Origin of the sequence: Sphingomonas aquatilis, assembly GCF_014196115.1 — a bacterium.
In the GTDB taxonomy this organism is placed as follows: Bacteria; Pseudomonadota; Alphaproteobacteria; order Sphingomonadales; family Sphingomonadaceae; genus Sphingomonas; species Sphingomonas aquatilis.
Map to the genome: position 1 here is coordinate 1,008,763 of NZ_JACIDB010000001.1, position 17,259 is coordinate 1,026,021.

The 17,259-nt window shown below is 67.4% G+C and carries 22 protein-coding genes and 1 pseudogene; 5 read left to right on the forward strand and 18 right to left on the reverse strand.

Translation table 11 applies throughout. The features are described from left to right. Nucleotides 1–98 precede the first annotated feature (98 nt). From GGR47_RS04605 to rplJ, 3 genes are all read right to left on the reverse strand, one after another. The gene (locus GGR47_RS04605; RefSeq protein WP_147037304.1) at nucleotides 99–503 is read right to left on the reverse strand and encodes a SufE family protein; all 405 of its coding nucleotides are present in this window, start codon (nucleotides 501–503) and stop codon (nucleotides 99–101) included. A gap of 351 nt (nucleotides 504–854) precedes the next feature. Next, entirely contained in the window at nucleotides 855–1,232 is a 378-nt protein-coding gene (gene rplL / locus GGR47_RS04610) for a 50S ribosomal protein L7/L12 (RefSeq protein ID WP_017978221.1), read from the reverse strand. A gap of 76 nt (nucleotides 1,233–1,308) precedes the next feature. Next, nucleotides 1,309–1,824, reverse strand: coding sequence for a 50S ribosomal protein L10 (gene rplJ / locus GGR47_RS04615; RefSeq protein WP_017978222.1), 516 nt, complete (start codon nucleotides 1,822–1,824; stop codon nucleotides 1,309–1,311). Between the two features lie 580 nt (nucleotides 1,825–2,404). Here rplJ and GGR47_RS04620 point away from each other — a divergent pair. Together GGR47_RS04620 and GGR47_RS04625 are read left to right on the forward strand one after the other, a co-directional pair. Beyond that, complete coding sequence (locus GGR47_RS04620) at nucleotides 2,405–4,879, forward strand: PhoX family protein (RefSeq protein ID WP_147037305.1); 2,475 nt, start codon at nucleotides 2,405–2,407, stop codon at nucleotides 4,877–4,879. A gap of 177 nt (nucleotides 4,880–5,056) precedes the next feature. Further along, nucleotides 5,057–5,554: a PilZ domain-containing protein gene (locus GGR47_RS04625; RefSeq protein WP_017978225.1), complete on the forward strand. Its 498-nt coding sequence runs from the start codon at nucleotides 5,057–5,059 to the stop codon at nucleotides 5,552–5,554. A gap of 653 nt (nucleotides 5,555–6,207) precedes the next feature. Here GGR47_RS04625 and rplA read toward each other — a convergent pair. The 4 genes from rplA to dinB form a co-directional block, all read right to left on the reverse strand. Then, nucleotides 6,208–6,900 (reverse strand): 50S ribosomal protein L1, encoded by a 693-nt coding sequence (rplA, locus tag GGR47_RS04630; RefSeq protein ID WP_017978226.1) that lies wholly within the window; start codon nucleotides 6,898–6,900, stop codon nucleotides 6,208–6,210. A gap of 4 nt (nucleotides 6,901–6,904) precedes the next feature. Continuing rightward, nucleotides 6,905–7,336, reverse strand: coding sequence for a 50S ribosomal protein L11 (rplK, locus tag GGR47_RS04635; RefSeq protein ID WP_017978227.1), 432 nt, complete (start codon nucleotides 7,334–7,336; stop codon nucleotides 6,905–6,907). A 303-nt stretch (nucleotides 7,337–7,639) separates the two neighbouring features. Further along, nucleotides 7,640–8,770: an SET domain-containing protein gene (locus GGR47_RS04640; protein WP_017978228.1), complete on the reverse strand. Its 1,131-nt coding sequence runs from the start codon at nucleotides 8,768–8,770 to the stop codon at nucleotides 7,640–7,642. A 302-nt stretch (nucleotides 8,771–9,072) separates the two neighbouring features. Beyond that, a complete protein-coding gene (gene dinB / locus GGR47_RS04645; protein WP_147037359.1) occupies nucleotides 9,073–10,170 on the reverse strand; it encodes a DNA polymerase IV in 1,098 nt (365 codons plus the stop codon). Nucleotides 10,171–10,238: 68 nt separating this feature from the next. Here dinB and GGR47_RS04650 point away from each other — a divergent pair. Beyond that, nucleotides 10,239–10,856, forward strand: a pseudogene (locus tag GGR47_RS04650) (cysteine hydrolase family protein). 95 nt (nucleotides 10,857–10,951) lie between these two features. Here the strand turns inward: GGR47_RS04650 and GGR47_RS04655 are convergent. Beyond that, nucleotides 10,952–11,398 (reverse strand): hypothetical protein, encoded by a 447-nt coding sequence (locus tag GGR47_RS04655; protein WP_183949440.1) that lies wholly within the window; start codon nucleotides 11,396–11,398, stop codon nucleotides 10,952–10,954. 115 nt (nucleotides 11,399–11,513) lie between these two features. Here GGR47_RS04655 and GGR47_RS04660 point away from each other — a divergent pair, with 115 nt between their 5' ends. Next, on the forward strand, nucleotides 11,514–12,263 hold the full coding sequence (locus tag GGR47_RS04660) for a nuclear transport factor 2 family protein (protein WP_147037258.1): 750 nt from the start codon (nucleotides 11,514–11,516) through the stop codon (nucleotides 12,261–12,263). Nucleotides 12,264–12,504: 241 nt separating this feature from the next. On the opposite strand, the gene GGR47_RS04665 is transcribed toward GGR47_RS04660, so the two are convergent. The 10 genes from GGR47_RS04665 to GGR47_RS04710 form a co-directional block, all read right to left on the reverse strand. Beyond that, a complete protein-coding gene (locus tag GGR47_RS04665; RefSeq protein ID WP_017978233.1) occupies nucleotides 12,505–12,741 on the reverse strand; it encodes a hypothetical protein in 237 nt (78 codons plus the stop codon). A gap of 11 nt (nucleotides 12,742–12,752) precedes the next feature. After that, on the reverse strand, nucleotides 12,753–13,004 hold the full coding sequence (locus tag GGR47_RS04670) for a hypothetical protein (protein WP_147037259.1): 252 nt from the start codon (nucleotides 13,002–13,004) through the stop codon (nucleotides 12,753–12,755). Nucleotides 13,005–13,044: 40 nt separating this feature from the next. Then, nucleotides 13,045–13,326: a hypothetical protein gene (locus GGR47_RS04675; RefSeq protein ID WP_147037260.1), complete on the reverse strand. Its 282-nt coding sequence runs from the start codon at nucleotides 13,324–13,326 to the stop codon at nucleotides 13,045–13,047. 1 nt (nucleotide 13,327) lies between these two features. Continuing rightward, nucleotides 13,328–13,597 carry a hypothetical protein gene (locus GGR47_RS04680; RefSeq protein WP_017978236.1) on the reverse strand — a complete coding sequence of 90 codons (270 nt, stop codon included), beginning with the start codon at nucleotides 13,595–13,597 and terminating at the stop codon, nucleotides 13,328–13,330. A 14-nt stretch (nucleotides 13,598–13,611) separates the two neighbouring features. Further along, nucleotides 13,612–13,932: a hypothetical protein gene (locus tag GGR47_RS04685; RefSeq protein ID WP_043060021.1), complete on the reverse strand. Its 321-nt coding sequence runs from the start codon at nucleotides 13,930–13,932 to the stop codon at nucleotides 13,612–13,614. 18 nt (nucleotides 13,933–13,950) lie between these two features. Continuing rightward, nucleotides 13,951–14,244: a hypothetical protein gene (locus GGR47_RS04690; RefSeq protein WP_017978238.1), complete on the reverse strand. Its 294-nt coding sequence runs from the start codon at nucleotides 14,242–14,244 to the stop codon at nucleotides 13,951–13,953. 45 nt (nucleotides 14,245–14,289) lie between these two features. Next, nucleotides 14,290–14,664, reverse strand: a complete 375-nt coding sequence (pspC, locus tag GGR47_RS04695) for an envelope stress response membrane protein PspC (protein ID WP_017978239.1) — start codon at nucleotides 14,662–14,664, stop codon at nucleotides 14,290–14,292. Nucleotide 14,665: 1 nt separating this feature from the next. After that, complete coding sequence (gene pspB, locus GGR47_RS04700) at nucleotides 14,666–14,932, reverse strand: envelope stress response membrane protein PspB (protein WP_147037261.1); 267 nt, start codon at nucleotides 14,930–14,932, stop codon at nucleotides 14,666–14,668. Between the two features lies 1 nt (nucleotide 14,933). Then, on the reverse strand, nucleotides 14,934–15,599 hold the full coding sequence (gene pspA / locus GGR47_RS04705; RefSeq protein WP_017978241.1) for a phage shock protein PspA: 666 nt from the start codon (nucleotides 15,597–15,599) through the stop codon (nucleotides 14,934–14,936). A 70-nt stretch (nucleotides 15,600–15,669) separates the two neighbouring features. Further along, complete coding sequence (locus tag GGR47_RS04710) at nucleotides 15,670–15,807, reverse strand: hypothetical protein (protein WP_017978242.1); 138 nt, start codon at nucleotides 15,805–15,807, stop codon at nucleotides 15,670–15,672. A 175-nt stretch (nucleotides 15,808–15,982) separates the two neighbouring features. Between GGR47_RS04710 and pspF the strand changes: the two genes are divergently transcribed. After that, nucleotides 15,983–17,041: a phage shock protein operon transcriptional activator gene (gene pspF / locus GGR47_RS04715; protein WP_147037262.1), complete on the forward strand. Its 1,059-nt coding sequence runs from the start codon at nucleotides 15,983–15,985 to the stop codon at nucleotides 17,039–17,041. The last annotated feature ends 218 nt before the right edge of the window (nucleotides 17,042–17,259 follow it).

Sequence of the window (17,259 nt, forward strand, 5' to 3'; positions counted from 1 at the left end):
AGGGGGATGGCTGGAGGCGTGACCGTCCCCTAGCGGCCCGGTGGACCCCGGACCGAGTCCGGGGTGACGAGGTGGGTTGGGGACGCGCCCCGAACCCCTCAAACGTACCGCGCCGCTGTCTCGCGGATCAGCGCGATCATGTTCGGAATCCCCTGCGTCCGGTTCGAACTCAGCTGGTTCTTGAGGTCGAACGACGCCAGTTCCCTCTCGATATCGGCCGCCAGGATATCGCCCGGCGCGCGATCCTGCACGGTGAGCAGCACCAGCGCGATGATCCCCTTGGTGATCGCCGCATTGCTGTCCGCCAGGAAATGCAGCGTGCCGTCGTCGCGCCGCGTCGGATAGACCCACACCGACGCCGAACAGCCGCGCACCAGCGTCGCCTCCGTCTTCAACGCATCCGGCATCGGTTCGAGCGCGCGGCCGAGATCGATCAGCAGCCGATAGCGATCGTCGGCATCCAAGAAGTCGTATTCGTCGCGAAGGTCAGCGAGGTTGGTCATGCGACGCGCGGTACAGGCGGGGGCGGGGCGGGGCAACCGGGCGTGGGGCTTTCACGCACATCTCGCCGAACGTCCGTTCGCCCTGAGCCTGTCGAAGGGCGGGCTGCCACAAGCGCGGCAGGTTTGCGGTGATGATCGTGCTTCGACAGGCTCAGCACGAACGGGGGATTTGGCACGAGATATCCCGCGCTTCTCCGCCGACGAAAAAGGGCGGCCTCCTTGCGGGGGCCGCCCTCTTCGTATCGCTTCGGTCGGCCGTCATGGGGGCAAGCCCCATGACGTCGAAGCTCGGCGGAGCCGAGCCCGGCCGGCCTGGAATTGGGATCGCAGAAGCGATCCCAATTCTGCAGCTTACTTCAGCTCGACGGTCGCGCCGGCTTCTTCGAGCTGCTTCTTGATCTTCTCGGCTTCGTCCTTGTTCACGCCTTCCTTGACCGGCTTCGGCGCGCCCTCGACGAGAGCCTTCGCTTCGGTCAGGCCCAGGCCGGTGATCGCGCGGACCTCCTTGATGACGTTGATCTTCTTGCCACCGTCGCCGGTCAGGATCACGTCGAACTCGGTCTTCTCTTCAGCGGCCGGAGCGGCAGCGCCACCGCCAGCAGCCGGAGCAGCGGCAACAGCCGCAGCGGCCGAAACGCCCCACTTCTCTTCGAGCATCTTCGACAGCTCAGCGGCTTCGAGGACGGTCAGTTCGCTCAGGCTCTCAACGAGCGCGTTCAGGTCTGCCATGGTACTTCCTTCATAGTTCGGGGCATCGCCCCGGAGTGTCGTTCACAAAATCGCTTGAGGCCAAGCGCCTGAAAGATCAGGCGGCTTCCTTCTCGGCATAGGCCGACAGCACGCGCGCGATCTGCGCCGCGGGAGCCTGGGTGATCGTCGCGAGCTTCGTTGCCGGAGCAACGATGAGGCCCACGATCTTCGCACGCAGTTCGTCCAGCGACGGCATGGTGGCGAGCGCCTGCACACCGGCTACGTCGAGAGCCGTCGCGCCCATCGATCCGCCCACGATTTCGAACTTGTCGTTCGTCTTCGCGAATTCGACCGCAACCTTGGCTGCGGCGACCGGATCGACCGAGGAGGCAAGGCCGACCGGGCCGGTGAGCATATCGCCCAGCGCGCCATAGTCGGTGCCATCGAGTGCGATCTTGGCAAGCTTGTTCTTCGAGACCTTGTAGGTCGCGCCGGCATCACGCATCAGATTGCGCAGTCGCGTGGACTGCGCCACCGTCATTCCGTTGTTGCGGGTGACAACCACCACGCCGACCTCGGAAAAGGTGCGATTCAACTCGGCAACGGCCGCGGCCTTTTGAGCACGATCCATGCCATTCTCCACGTTTGAGAAGGCCACGCAAAGCGGCCCTCCCGGTTACAAACCGGCAGGGGAGAACCCCGGCCGGGGTTGTCCATCGATGGGGAAGGGCACCCGTGAAGGTGTAGCAGACCGACGCAAGGCTATCGCCCGACCGGTCCGTCAAATTCCTGTCCCCGTCTCGGCAGGACATTAAGCCGCGGCATATTCCGCAGCACCTGCTGTCTTGGACGGATGCACGACGAGCGAACCCGCCGGCAAGGCCGCGCACATAGCGGAAATACGGGGCGAGTCAATCATGCGCATAGGTCCTCCCCCGCCAGGGGGAGGGGGACCGCTCGGCGCAAGCCGAGTGGTGGAGGGGGAGGAAAACGGCGTCCCCCGTCACAAATATCATCGCCGACCGCCCCCTTCCGTCAGCGCTGCGCGCTGCCACCTCTCCTGGCGGGGAGAATTTACGTGTCTTCAATTCGTCACGTTCGTTTCATCCGGCCGTCATCCGATCGCAATCCCCCTGCCGCTTTCCCCCGCCAAAATGGGGATCGCACCGCCGGCCAACGGGCCGCGATCAAGGGGGAATTCCATCATGACCATGCTCGACCAGCCGGCCATCGGCTATGACGACGGCGACATCGATACCAATGTCAGCACGAACGGCCATATCAACGATCTCATCGCGCTCCGCTATTCGCGCCGCCAGACGCTGCGCGGCGGCCTGTCGGCGATGAGCATCGCGGTGTTCGGTGGCGCGATGCTGGCGGGCTGCGACCAGGACGACACCCGTCGCGCGACCACGGTGACCGCGGGCGACGCCACCAGCACCACCAGCGGCAAGACGGTGACTTTGGTCGGCACCGTCACCAGCGGTATGGCAAGCAGCACGGGCTGGACGCAGACGAGCGGCCCGACGGTCGCGCTAAGCACCAATTCGACCGGCACCGCCACCTTCACCGCACCCGCGGTGACGCAGAGCACCGTCCTCGGCTTCCAGTTTGCCAGCACCTCGTCGGACGGCATCCGCTCGATCGCCGATACCAGCGTCACCGTCGCGCCCGCGATCCTCGATTTCACCGCGGTGTCCAAGAGCCTGGCCGACGTCGTCGCCGTACCCTCGGGCTATCAGGTGGCCGTCCTCTACCGCCTCGGCGATCCGATCAACGGCAGCGTCGGCGCTTATGCCAATGACGGCAGCGACACGACCTTCTCGGCGCGCGCGGGCGACCATCACGACGGCATGAGCTATTTCGGGCTCGCCGCCAGCGGCACCACGCCGGACGCGAGCAACAGCAGCCGCGGCCTGCTGGTGATGAACCACGAGAATATCACCGAAAGCTACCTGCACCCCAACGGCCCGACCAACCTGTCGTCGGGCGTCCGCCCGACCGCCGAGGTGCTGAAGGAGATGGAGTGCCATGGCGTCAGCGTGATCGAGATCACGCGCGGCACCAGCGCCTGGAGCTATAGCAGCACCAGCAGCTTCAACCGCCGCATCACGCCGTTCACGCCGACCAGCTTTTCGGGGCCGGTCGCGGGCAGCGCGTTGCTGTACACCGCCTATGCGACCAACGGCCGCACCGGTCGCGGTACGATCAACAATTGCGCTAACGGTCGTATGCCGTGGAACACCTATCTGACCGCGGAAGAGAATTGGGCGGGCTATTTCCGCCGCGATTCGGGCGACAACACACGCCGCGCCGCCGCGGTGGGGGCGAAGTCGGTCACTGCCTTCTCGCGCTACGGCCTCAGCGAACGCGCCGGCAATTATCGCTGGACCTTCTCCGACGCGCCGACCTCGGGCGACACGACCCGGATCGCCAAGTTCAACGCGACGATCGATCCGACCAAGGCGGCCGACGGCACGCAGGATTTCCGCAACGAACCCAACCAGTACGGCTGGATCGTCGAAATCGATCCGTTCGACCCGTCGTCGACCCCGCGCAAGCGCACCGCGCTCGGCCGGATGAACCACGAAGGCTGCGTCGTCGGCCGCACCATCGCGGGCGTCCGCCCGGCTTTCTACATGGGCGACGATGCGCAGAACGAATATCTCTACAAGTTCGTCTCCGCGACGCCCTGGTCCGATGCCGACGCCACCGCGAGCAACCGCTTGGCGATCGGCGACAAATATCTCGACAGCGGCACGCTGTACGTCGCCAAGCTCAACGCGGACGGCAGCGGCCAGTGGCTGCCGCTGGTGTTCGGGCAGGGGCCGCTGACCGCGGGCAATCCGGCCTATGCCTTCGCCGATCAGGCTGATGTGCTGACCCATGCCCGCCTGGCTGGCGACGCGTTGGGCGCGACCAAGATGGATCGTCCCGAATGGACGGCGGTCAATCCGGTCAACGGCCAGATGTACCTGACGCTGACCAACAATTCGTCGCGCACCGCCGCCAACACCGATGCCGCCAACCCGCGCGCCTATAGCGATCCCAAGACGACCGGCGGCCAGACCAACGGCAATCCCAACGGCCATGTCATCCGCCTGCGCGAAACCGGCGACACCAGCGAGGCGACGAGCTTCACCTGGGATATCTACGCCTTCGGGGCGGGCGCGGACCTCAACCCCGCCAACATCAATCTGTCGAACCTCGACGCGACGAACGACTTCTCGTCGCCGGACGGCCTGTGGTTCGCCCGGCCCAGCAACGTCGCGGGGCAGGGGACGCCGCTGATGTGGATCCAGACCGACGACGGGGCCTATACCGACGTCACCAATTGCATGATGCTCGCCGCGATCCCCGGCACCGTCGGCGATGGCGGAACGCGGACGATCACCAACAGCCTGAACGGCGTCACCGCCAGCCAGACGACGCGCATCGGCAAGGCGCCGGGCACGTCGCTGAAACGCTTCCTGGTCGGCCCGAAGCAGTGCGAGATCACCGGCATCGATTCGACGCCGGATGGCCGGACGCTGTTCGTCAACATCCAGCATCCTGGCGAAAACGGCGGCCCGACCAACATCACCAGCAACTGGCCGCAGAGCCAGGCGACCGGCACCGGCACCGGTCGTCCGCGCTCGGCGACGATCGTCATCACCAAGACGGATGGCGGCATCATCGGCCTGTAATCGGACCGGGGCGACCGCGGGGACCACCACCCGCGGTCGCTGCCTTCAAAAAAAGTCCGCTTTCGACCCGTGTCGGGAACCTCCCGTTAAAGACTGGCGCGGCATAGCAGGCTCTATGATCCCGAGTGCCACCCCTCTGTCGCCGATCGTGGGCCCCGTTCGCCCAGGGGAGCGGCCGTGAAGCAGCGGGAACCGCGCCGGAAGGTGATGGTGCGAGCGCGCATGCGCCGGGGCACCGGTTGGGGCGACGTCACGATCCACAATATGTCGTCGCGCGGACTGCTCGCCACCGCGGACGAGGAGTTCCGCCCGGGTACGGTGATCGAGATCCGGCGCATCCATCACATCATCGTCGGCCGCGTCGTGTGGGCGAAGGGCCAGTATTTCGGCGTCCGCACGCAGGACAAGATCGACATCGACGGCATCGTGTCGGCCAAGCCGCCGGCGCAGAAGCCGGGGACCGAGGCGGGCGCATCCGGCCCGGATCGGCGTGGCGCCAACCGGGCCGTCTCGGTCGCCGAGCGCGAAGCCAAGAGCCGCCGCTTCGCCGCGCGCTTCCAGTTCGTCGTCATGCTGATCGGCATCGGCGCTGCGGGACTGATCGCGGTGCAATATGTCTCGGGCGTGCTGTCCACCCCGCTCGCCGCCGTCAGCGCCGCGCTCGACGGCAAGTAAGGCCGCCGGGTCGTTCTACACGCTCCGTCACCCCGGACGTGTTTCGGGGTCCCCCGGGCCGTGGGGGGGCGTTCTCGCCTCGGGCCATCCCCCTCGCCACGGAGTGGACCCCGGACCAAGTCCGGGGTGACGGGCGGGTGGGGCCGCCGTTCCGAACTACGTTTAGCGTGCGAAGAGCCGGGGATCGCTTGCCGTGCGCTGGAGGCCAATTTGGGCCCGCCGGGTCGTTCCAAACGCTCCGTCACCCCGGACTTGTTCCGGGGTCCACCGGGCCGCGCGGGGGCGTTCTCGCCTCCGGCCGTTCCCCTCGCCACGGAGTGAACCCCGGACCAAGTCCGGGGTGACGTGTGGGTGGGGCAGGCGTTCCGAACCACGCCCAACGCGAGACGGGCCGGGATCGCCCGCCATACGCGGGAAGCCGATAGGACCAGCCGGACAGCTCCAAACGCTCCGTCACCCCGGACGTGTTCCGGGGTCCACCGGGCCGCGGGGGGACGTTCTCGCCTCCGGCCGTTCCCCTCGCCGCGGAGTGGACCCCGGACCAAGTCCGGGGTGACGGCGTGGGTAGGGCGGGCCTTCGCGCATTGAGCCCACACGCAAAAAGGGCCGGGATCGCTCCCGGCCCTTTTCGTATTCCGAACGATCGGAAAGGCTTACGCGCCCGCGACCTCGGCGGTATCGACGCGGATGCCCGGGCCCATCGTCGAGCTGACGGCGACCTTGCGGACATACTTGCCCTTGGCGCCCGACGGCTTGGCCTTGACGACCGCATCGACCAGCGCGTCGAAGTTGCGGCGCAGGTCTTCCTGGCTGAACGACGCCTTGCCGATGCCCGAGTGAATGATGCCGGCCTTTTCGACGCGGTATTCCACCTGACCGCCCTTGGCGGCCTTCACTGCTTCGGCGACGTTCATCGTCACGGTGCCGAGCTTCGGGTTCGGCATCAGGCCCTTGGGGCCCAGCACCTTACCGAGGCGGCCGACGACGCCCATCATGTCCGGGGTCGCGATGCAGCGATCGAAGTCGATCGTGCCGCCCTGGATCGTTTCCATCAGGTCTTCCGCACCGACGACGTCGGCGCCGGCGGCGCGCGCTTCGTCAGCCTTCGGACCGCGGGCGAAGACGCCGACGCGGACGGTCTTGCCGGTGCCGGCGGGCAGGGTCACGACGCCGCGGACCATCTGGTCGGCGTGGCGCGGATCGACGCCCAGGTTCAGCGCGACTTCGATCGTCTCATCGAACTTGGCGGTGGCGTTCTGCTTCGCGAGCGCGATCGCCTGATCGACGCCGTGCAGCGTTTCCGGGTTGATGGCGTTCGCCTTCTGCTTCTTGGTCAGCTTGGCCATTCTATCAGCCCTCCGTCACTTCGAGGCCCATCGCGCGGGCGGAGCCTTCGATGATCTTGGTCGCAGCCTCGATGTCGTTGGCGTTCAGATCCTTCATCTTGGTCTGGGCGATCTCGGCGAGCTTGCTGCGCGCGATCTTGCCCGCGACGACCTTGCCCGGCTCCTTCGAACCCGACTTCAGGCCGGCGGCCTTCTTGATCAGGAACGACGCCGGCGGCGTCTTGATCTCGAAGCTGAACGAACGGTCGGCATAGACGGTGATCTTGGTGGGCAGCGGCGTGCCCTTGTCCATGTCGGTCGTCTGCGCGTTGAACGCCTTGCAGAATTCCATGATGTTCACGCCGCGCTGACCCAGCGCCGGGCCGATCGGCGGGGCGGGCTTGGCGTCGCCTGCAGGAACCTGCAGGTTGATGTAACCTGTGATCTTCTTTGCCATGTCACTCTCGTTTCAAGTTTAGCGGTCCAGACGGGGCAAGCCCCTCCCGCAAGCATTCCAGGCATGAGCATGGAAGCGCGGGCCCTTACGCGCAAAGGCGCGCGGGGGCAAGGGGGGGCAACATGGACCGCCCGGCGGCTATGACGGGGGAGGCTGTACAAAGCGATCGACGTGTCCGTAACCCGTCATCCCGGCCTTGAGCCGGGATCCCGCTTCTTTCTTCGGCCGTTGATAAAGCGGGGCCCCGGATCACGTCCGGGGTGACGGGGTTGGGCGCGCGCGGGGCATTGCACGCGTCTAAATCTACGCGACGCGGCGTCCCATGTCGCGCTCGTCCAGATACGGCGCGACGATCCCCATTGCGCGATAGCGATCCTGCACCTCGGCCGGCAGCAGCGCAAAGGCACGGATGACGCCGCGGCATTCGGGGCTGCCGCACGCGCATTGCATCGACCAGTCGGGGTCGGCGAGCGTGGTGGAATAGTCCCAGGCGATCTCCTCGCCCGGCGCGATCGGGCGCAGCGCGACCAGGAAGACGCCGTCGTCGGTGAAGCGCAGGCCCGCATTGGGCGAACAGCTATGGTTGATCAGATCGTCGATCCGCCCGGATGGCCCCATGTAGCGGTCGCGCCCGATCTGCAGATACCGGTCCGACGCGCCGCTCAACCCTTGCGGCAGACGCGCGGCGGGGACGATCGGGCCGGAGAAGCGCACGATCGTCTCGGCTTGCGCGAAGCCCTGTGCCGCGAACACCGCCTTGCCGATATGCGTCTCGCCGACCGCGAACGGGTTGGCGGGCAGATAGGCGTCGAGCACGCGCAGCTTGCCCTCGCGCCGCCCGAACGAACGGATCGGGTTCAGCGTCGCCAGCCCCACCATGAACCACACGCTGGCGTGGCACAGCAGCTCGACGACGACATAGCCATATTCGCCCACGCCCGAGCCGGGGCTGCGCATCGTCACCAGCAGCGTCGCCATGTCGCCCAGCGTCCACAGCCCCCAGGCCGGCGAGCGTTCGCGCGCGCGATCCTCCCACACGCTCGCCCAGGTCGGCCAGAAGCCCAGCGGCACCGCCGCGACGACGAGCATATGCGCCCAGAACGTTTCCTGTAGCGGCAGCCACAGGATGATCGCGGCGAGGCTCGCCGCCATGCAGATCGTCTCGGTCGAGGATGGCCGAGTCCAGCGCGAGCGGCGCCACATCGCGAGCGTCACGACGATACAGGCAAGCGCGGAGACGATGAAGACGATGCCCTGCGGCTCACCAGGATTGACCGCGACATAGGTGGCGGCCTCGACCCCCGTCGCGACCGTCCAGATCAGCCAGGACGCGCGGCTCGGCTCAAGCAGATGCCGCCGAAGCCCTGCCAGATAAATGGCATAGCCCGACAGGCTCAGCACCATCGCCACGATGAACCAAGGCTCGACCGTCATTCCCCCACCTTCTTGGTAAACAGGGCGTAAACGATGATGGTAAATCCGTCGAGGGGGCGGGGCGTCTCGCGAAGTCGGCGGCAGAACGGATGGCCGGCTTCATCCGAGGCCTTCGCCCACCCACCCCGTCACCCCGGACTTGATCCGGGGTCCACCGGGCCGCGAGGGGACGTCTGGAGCCTCTTGCCGTCCCCCAAGCCGCGGAGTGGACCCCGGAACCAGTCCGGGGTCCCGCTTCTTGCCCGACCACCAACAGCGGGACCCCGGCTCAAGGCTGGGGCGACGGCGGACCGCAGCAAACCCTACAACGGCAAACTCGGCTGCACCGCGTCGTCCGCCGGCTCGGCGCCCGGCCGCAGGATGCCGGACAGCGTCAGGCCGAGCAGGCGGACGCCGCCCGGCACGGGCAGTTGCGCGGTCAGCAGGTCGATGCCGATGCCGAGGAACGCCGCCTTGCTCGCCACCGGCACGGCGAGCGAGCGGGCACGGGTGATCGTCTGGAAGTCGGCGTGGCGCAATTTCATCGTCACCGTCTTGCCCTGCGCCCCTGAGCGTTCGACGCGCTCCCACGCCGCATCGGCGACGCGGGCAAGCGCGGCGTGCAGGTCGGCGGGATCGGTCAGGTTGGTTTCGAACGTCCGCTCCGCGCCGATCGATTTGGCGGCGCGATGCGCGCGCACTGGGCGGAAATCCTGCCCGCGCGCAGCACCATACAGATAATCCGCATAGGAGCCGAAATGCTGTTGCAGAAAGGCGAGCGGCCGGTCGCGCAGGTCGGCGCCGGTGACGATGCCCAATTGCTCCATCCGCCGCGCCGTCACCGGCCCCACGCCATGGAAGCGCTTGACCGGCAGCGAGGCGACGAAGGCGGCGCCCTTGTGCGGCGGGATGACGCAGAGGCCGTCGGGCTTGTTCTGGTCCGATGCCAGTTTGGCGATGAACTTGTTGTAGCTCACCCCCGCTGACGCGGTGAGCCCGGTGACCTGCTTGATCCGCGCGCGGATCTGCTCGGCGATCGCCTTCGCCGATCCCAGGCCGTGGCGGTCTTCGCTGACGTCCAGATAGGCTTCGTCGAGCGAGAGCGGTTCGACCGCGTCGGTGTAATCGGCGAAGATGGCGCGAATCTGGTTCGACACGGCTTTGTACACCTCGAACCGCGGGCGGACGAAGACGAGGTCGGGACAGCGCCGGATCGCGGTGACCGAGGGCATCGCCGATCGCACGCCGAACGCGCGCGCCTCGTAACTCGCCGCCGCCACCACGCCGCGCGCCCGGCTGCCGCCGACCGCCACCGGCTTGCCCCGCAGCGCCGGATCGTCGCGCTGTTCGACCGAGGCGTAGAAGGCGTCCATGTCGACGTGAATGATCTTGCGCATGGGGGGCGTCGCGCCGTCGGCCATCGTGCAGCCATCCCGCCAATCCCATCGCAGATCAAGGCGTTGCCGTTGCGTTTGCGGTAGAACGAAGCATGATCAACCCATCACCCGACCCGGCCCCGGGCAAGACCGCGCTGCTGCTCATCGACATGGTCAACGCGCTCGATTTCGAGGGCGGCGACGATCTGCGCGCGGCGACCGAGGATATCGTCGCGCCGATCCTGTCGCTGCGCGCGGCGGCGGATGCGGCGGGCGTGCCGGTGATCTACGTCAACGACAACAACGGCCAATGGCATTCGGAACGCACGCGGCTGGTCGAGGACACGCTGGCTAAGGACACGCCCGGCCGAGCGGTGACGCAGGCGCTGCGCCCGCGCGACGACGATTATTTCATCATCAAGCCGCAGTTTTCGTGATTCTACGCCACCAACCTGCCGGTGCTGCTACCGCAACTGGGGGTGAGCCGGCTGATCCTGACCGGCGTCGCCGCCGACATCTGCGTGCTGTTCACCGCGGCGGACGCGCATATGCGGCAATATGATCTGTGGGTGCCGGGCGATGCCGTCGCGGGCAACCATCCCGAACGGACGCGTTGGGCGCTGGAGATCATGCGCAACAGCATGGACGCGCTGGTCGAGCCGACGGCGGCAATTACGCTGGGCGATTGGGTGGCGCGGGGTAGGGCTCGCTTTTCGTCACCCCGGACTTGATCCGGGGTCCCGCTATTGGCCGACCGGTGAAGAAACGGGACCCCGGATCAAGTCCGGGGTGACGGGATTGTTGGGGTGGCGGGCTGGTTGAGGGCTCAGTCCCCCGCCGCCAGCACCGCCGCCACCTCGTCCTCCGAAATCCCGAACGCGCCGGCCAGCCCCGTGATCGACGCGCCGCGCTTCGCCAACACACGGATGCGGTCGGCGTCGACCAGCGTCGTGTAGCCATGTGTGTCGCGCTGTTCGCGGACGACATCCTTGCGGCCGGAGCCGCGCGGGCGGCGTGCTTCACGGGCATGGGGGTCGCGGGCGGCGGCCTTTTCCTCGGCCTCGCGACGGGCGGTGCGCGCCTGTTCGCGCTGCGCGGCCTCCGCCTCGCGCTCGGCGGCGCGGGTTTCGAGGCGGCGCTCGGTATCGGCGACGCGCGCGGCAGCCCGGGCCTCTCGGGCCTGTGCGCGTTCGGCGGCGCGCGCGTCGGGGCTGGCGTTGCTGCGGACGCGCAATCCGGTGGAGGGGCCGACGCCCCAGCTCTTGTCGACCACGTGTGTTCGAATCCTGGTGAACGGGGCTGCGCGCCTAGCAGGTCGTCGCACAGCGCGACACCTTCGGCGGTGTCGGACGTTGTCGCCGCCGTACCGAATCGTGAAGGAGCCTGCCATGACCGCCATCCGCTGCCTGATCGCGCTGCCGTTGCTGGCACTCGGCGCCTGCGGGTCGGGCGGGGAGTCCGCCTCCACGACCGGCGAGGCGGAGGCGACGCCCATGGTCGCAGCGAGCGCCACCCCGCGCGCGCTATCGACCCCCAAGCCGGCGCGCACCAGCGTCGCCGCATCGCAGCCCCTGTCCTGCGCCGCCGAGATCGGGCCCGCGGCCGCAGCAAAGCGGGTGGCGATCTGCCGCAACGTCTCGCCCGCGACGCATCCGCCGTGCAACGCCGCCAACAGCTGCGCGATGATCGAGGACGAGATCGCCCGGTCCTGCGCGCTGTTCGACGGGAAGGGATCGCGCATGGCCGGCTGCACCGTCGATCCGACCAGCGGACAGGCCGCAGCCGATGTGGTGCGGCGCTATTATTCCGCGATCAACGCGCGCGATTATGCCACCGCCTGGACGCAATGGGGTGACGATGGCCGACCGGGCCAGACCTTCAAGGGCTTCGAACAGGGGTTCGCCAAGACCCGCGCCACCCGCGTGACGATCGGCACGCTGCCCCCGGCGGAGGGTGCCGCCGGCTCCGTCTACCAGACCGTGCCCGTCACGGTGGAGGCAACGACGGATGGCGGCACGCGCCAGCGCTTTGCGGGAAGCTATGTCGTCCGCCGCGTCAATGGCGTGGACGGTGCGAGCGCGGCACAATTGCGCTGGCATCTCGATTCAGCGACATTGAAGCCGGCCACCGGTGGCTGATCCCGATCCCACAGGGCCAACTCACGCCTCCCCCGCCAGGGGGAGGTGGCATGCCGCAGGCATGACGGAGGGGGAGGTCAGGGCGGCGCTTGGCCGCAGGGCATGTTGCCGTCCGCCCCTTCCGTCACCGCATCGGGTCGATCATGCCCTCAGCATGATCTTGAACGGCCGGGGGCCGTTCATCCCGATGCCCACCTGGCGTATGAGGACCTTTTATCGTTTGGCCGGATGGGGATTCGCCTTACAGGTCGACGCCCGCCGCGATCGCTTCCAGCTTGCGGATGCGCTCCTTCAGGTCCGCGATCTCGATCCGCGATCCCGCGGAATGGACGGGGGGCAGCGCGTCGGCCTGCGCATCGAGCTGCGAATGCTTCAGCGTCAGCCAGCTGCGCCAGCCGGACAGGCCCGCGGTAGTCACCATGGCCAGGCCGGCGAGGCCCGACAGCGACAGCGTCAGATACAGTTCGGGATCGGTCATCGTCCGTCTCCTCAGCGGTGGCGCAGGCGCTCGATCTCGCGGTCGAGATCGGACGTGCTGCGATTGTCGGTGATCACGCGCTCCAGCACCTGGATGCGCTCCTTCAGGTCGCGCACCTCCTGGGTGAGGCGGCGGGTGTCGTCGGTCATGTCGGGCTGAAACTGGTCCGAATGGCGCGGGCCGAAGGCGTTGAAGCGGGCGCGGAGCACGCCGCCGATCACCACCAGCGCGACGATCGCGACGATCATTTCTGCGGGGTTCATGGGTCTGTCCTTCCCTGTGACAGAAACTGGGGGGAGGGGATCAGTTGACGGGCAGGCGCTTCGCCGCCGGCTCGTCGCGCAGCCGTTCGATCTCCTGCGCCAGGTCGGCGCCGCGATCGGTGACGATGCGTTCGAGCACGCGGACGCGCTCCTCCAGCCGTTCGGTCTGCGCGGCATATTGCGCCGCTTTCTCGGCGACCTTGTCCGCCTCGATCTCCATCCGCCGCTGTTGCAGCGCGAACCAGGGCTTGACGAAGACGCCGCCGAAGATCGCGAGCAGGCCGCAGCAGATGCCGAGGATCGGGATGAGCATGGCGGACATGTCAGTTGGCCTCCAGCCGAAGCGCTTCGATCTCGCGGTCGAGGCGGTGCGAACGATCGGTGACGATGCTCTCGACGGTGGCGAGCCGTTCCTGCAACCGGTCGATCTGGCCGATGCGCCGGGCATTCTCGGCGTCGAGCAGTTCGATATCGTGGCGCGCCGCCAGATCGGGGGCGGAGATCGCCTTTTTCACCTTGCGCTGGCCGTACCACTGGATCGCCAGCGTGATCGCGGCACCCAGCGCCATGCAGAAGACATGATCGGGACCCATGTTGCGTGTCCTTCTTAATGGCTGCGCAGCGCGTCGATCTCGCGAGCGGTGCGCTCGGCAGGATCGGTGGCGATGCGTTCGATGACGGCGAGCCGGTCCTTGATCGACCCCAGTTCGGCGCGCAGCTGCGCGTTTTCCTGGCTGAGCAATTTGACGCGCTCGGCCGTCTCCTCGTTCTTCTGCGGATAGACCGCCTGGCCCCAGGCGCCGTCGAGCGGATAGCCGTTCTTGACCCGCAGCCAGGTGGTGATGATCCAGCCGGCCATCGCCATCACCATGATGAGCGCGGTCAGCGGAAACATACCCTGGACGATGGAATAGACTTCGGGAGACATGACGTTTTCCCTTTCGCGTCAGCGGTCGCGGAGCGCTTCGATCTCACGGGCGGTGCGCTCGGCGGGATCGGTGGCGATGCGTTCGAGGACGGCGATCCGTTCCTCCAGGCGGCTGACCTGGCCGGTCAGCTTGTCATTCTCTTGGGTCAGCAGGCCGATGGTGCGCTCGGCGTCGGGCGAACCCCCGTGGCGGCGCTCGTGGCGGCTGCGCCAGCGATCGGGTTCATAGCCGTGGCGAACGCGGATCCAGTTGTTGATGACCCAGCTTGCCGGCCCGATCGTGAAGATCGCGATCGGTACGAGTATCCCCAAGTTACTCATGGTCGTATCCCCTCTTTCAGCTCGCGAGGCAAAGGCTCAGCGGAGGCTGTCGATTTCCTCGGCCAGCCGGCTGTTGCGGCTGGTGTAGTGCAGTTCCATGTCGGCGAGCCGGCGGTCGATATCGCGCAGCTTGCTGCGAACCTCGGTGGTCGACCGCTTCGGGTTGGTGCGCACGCCCTGCCAGAATTTGGCGTCTTCGTGGCTCTCGTACAGGTCGACCGGCTTCTTGGGCGCCAACCACGCGGCGGCGATATAGCCCAGCAGGACCCAGCCGGAGGTGGCGACGGTCAGGATGACCATGGCGACGCGGACCAGGGTGATGTCGAAGCCGGTGTAGTCGGCGATCCCCGAACACACGCCGGACACCTTGCCGTTCGGCTTGTCGAGGTAGAATTGGGTGCGGGCGGACATCTCAGTTCCTCCGGTCGAGCTGATAGTGGGTTTGCTGAGCGGTCAGGCTCGGCTTGAAGTCGGGGTTGTCGGCGGCGACGATCCGCTCGACCGTGTTGAGGCGATCCTCCAGCCGGCGGGCGAGATTATACATCTCGTCCAGCAGCTTCTCGTCCTCGTCGGTGATCTTGGGTGCCTGCTTCCACTTGGTGACATAGTGCAGGATCACCCAGGGCGCGCCGATGAAGAGCGATCCGAACAGGATGGCCGGGACGGCGATATCCTCCATCTCAATCCTCCTTCTTGAGGCGCGCCTTCAGCGCGGCGAGTTCGGCATCCACCTTGTCGCTCTGGCGCAGCTCGGCGATCTCTTCCTCCAGCGTCTTCGGCACGCCCAGCCCCAGCGCTTCCGCGCGACCCTCGGCATCGTCGACGCGGCGTTCCAGGATGTCGAAGCGGCTGAACGCCTCGTGCGTCTTGGGGCCGGCGTACATCTCGCGCAGGCGGTAGCGGTTGTTGGCGCTTTCCAGCCGCGTCTGGACGTTGGACTGCTTGGCGCGCGCCTCGGTCAGCTTCTTCTGCAGCTTGGCGATATCCTCTTCCGACGCGCGGAGCGCATCGTCGAGGACCTTCACCTCGATCATCAGCTGCTCGGCCATGTCGCCGGCCTTCTGCTTCTCGACGAGGGCGGCCTTGGCCAGGTCTTCGCGGTCCTTCGACAGCGCCAGCTCCGCCTTTTCCTGCCAGCTCGCCTGCAGCTGGTCGAGCTTGTTGATGTGGCGGCGCATTTCCTTCTGGTCGGCGATCGTGCGGGCGGCACTGGCGCGCACCTCGACCAACGTCTCCTCCATTTCGAGGATGATCATGCGGATCATCTTCGCCGGATCTTCCGCCTTTTCCAGCAGGTCGGCGAAATTGGCGGCGACGATGTCGCGGGTGCGGGAAAAGATGCCCATCGTGTCGGTGCTCCTCAAAATCATGGCCGGGGCGGGCCGGGACCGTGGCCCGCCCCGGTTTGGGACCGCTTTACGCAACCTGGCGGGCGGTCGTCACGCTGGTCTGGTGTGCCGTCGCCGGTCCCACCGCGCCAGCGACGCAGGTCGCGCTGAACAGGACGGTGCAGACGATGGCGGCAAACTTGCGACCGATCTCGGTGTTGAACATGGGAACCTCCTCAAAAACCGTGTTTCGTGTTGCCGCGATGGCGGTATGCCAGCAGCATTGCAGGAGGCGTGCCAATTCCGAAAACGGCGGATTTCCGTCGTTTCGGGGTGTATTATTTTCCTGAACCACCGATGAACACTTGCGCATTCTTGGTGTTTTCCGCCAGAAGTTGGCGATGCAGCGGACGACACAGGTCATCGGTCAATCAGGCGCCTTTCTGGACGCGCTGGAACGCGCCAGTCGCGCCGCCGCGCTCGACCGACCGGTGCTGGTGATCGGCGAACGCGGCACCGGCAAGGAGCTGGTCGCCGAACGCCTTCACCGCCTGTCGCCGCGCTGGGACCAGCCGCTCGTCATCATGAATTGCGCCGCGCTGCCGGAATCGCTGATCGAGGCTGAATTGTTCGGGCATGAGGCGGGCGCCTTCACCGGCGCGACCAAGGCGCGCGCCGGGCGGTTCGAAGAGGCGCATGGCGGCACCCTGTTCCTCGACGAGCTCGGCACGCTGTCGATGGCGGCGCAAGACCGGCTGCTGCGCGCGGTGGAATATGGCGAGGTGACGCGGATCGGATCGTCGCGGCCGATGCGCGTCGACGTGCGTATCGTCGCGGCGACCAACGAACATCTGCCCGACAAGGTCGACGCGCACGAATTTCGCGCCGATCTGCTCGACCGGTTGAGCTTCGAGGTGGTGACGCTGCCCCCGCTGCGCGCGCGATCGGGCGACATTGCCGTGCTCGCCGATCATTTCGGGCGGCGCATGGCGTCGGAGATCGGCTGGGAACGCTGGCCCGGCTTCGGCCCGCGCGCGCTCGACCAGTTGCTGACGCACCGCTGGCCCGGCAACGTGCGCGAGCTGCGCAACGTCGTCGAGCGCGCGGTCTATCGCTGGGAAGGCGAGGGGCCGGTCGACGGGATCGAGATCGACCCCTTCGCCTCGCCCTATCGCCCGCAGGATGGTGCCCGGCGCGGGGCGAGCGGCGGCGGTGCGCCGACGCCGGCCCCCGCGCCATCCTCCCCGTCGGCGGAGGTGGAGGACAGCCCCGTCGCGGCCTGCGATGCCGGCCCATCCGACTTCAAATCACGCGTCGCCCGCTTCGAACGCGAACTGCTGGCCCGCGCGCTCGCCGAACACCGCTTCAACCAGCGCGCGACGGCAGAGGCGCTGGGCCTGAGCTACGACCAGCTGCGCCACGCGCTGCGGCGCCACGACCTCATCAACGCGAACGGGTAGGCGCGGCCGCCCGCCCCATACTTCGTCACCCCGGACTTGTTCCGGGGTCCACTCCGCGGCGAGGGGGACGGCCGGAGCCTCTTGCCTGCCCCTTGCGGCCCGGTGGACCCCGGACCAAGTCCGGGGTGACGAAGTAAGGGGGGGGCACTCCGCCACCCGCCATCACCGTCACCCCGGCCGCAGAGCCGGGGTCCCGCTTCTTCTTCTCCCCGCCCGTC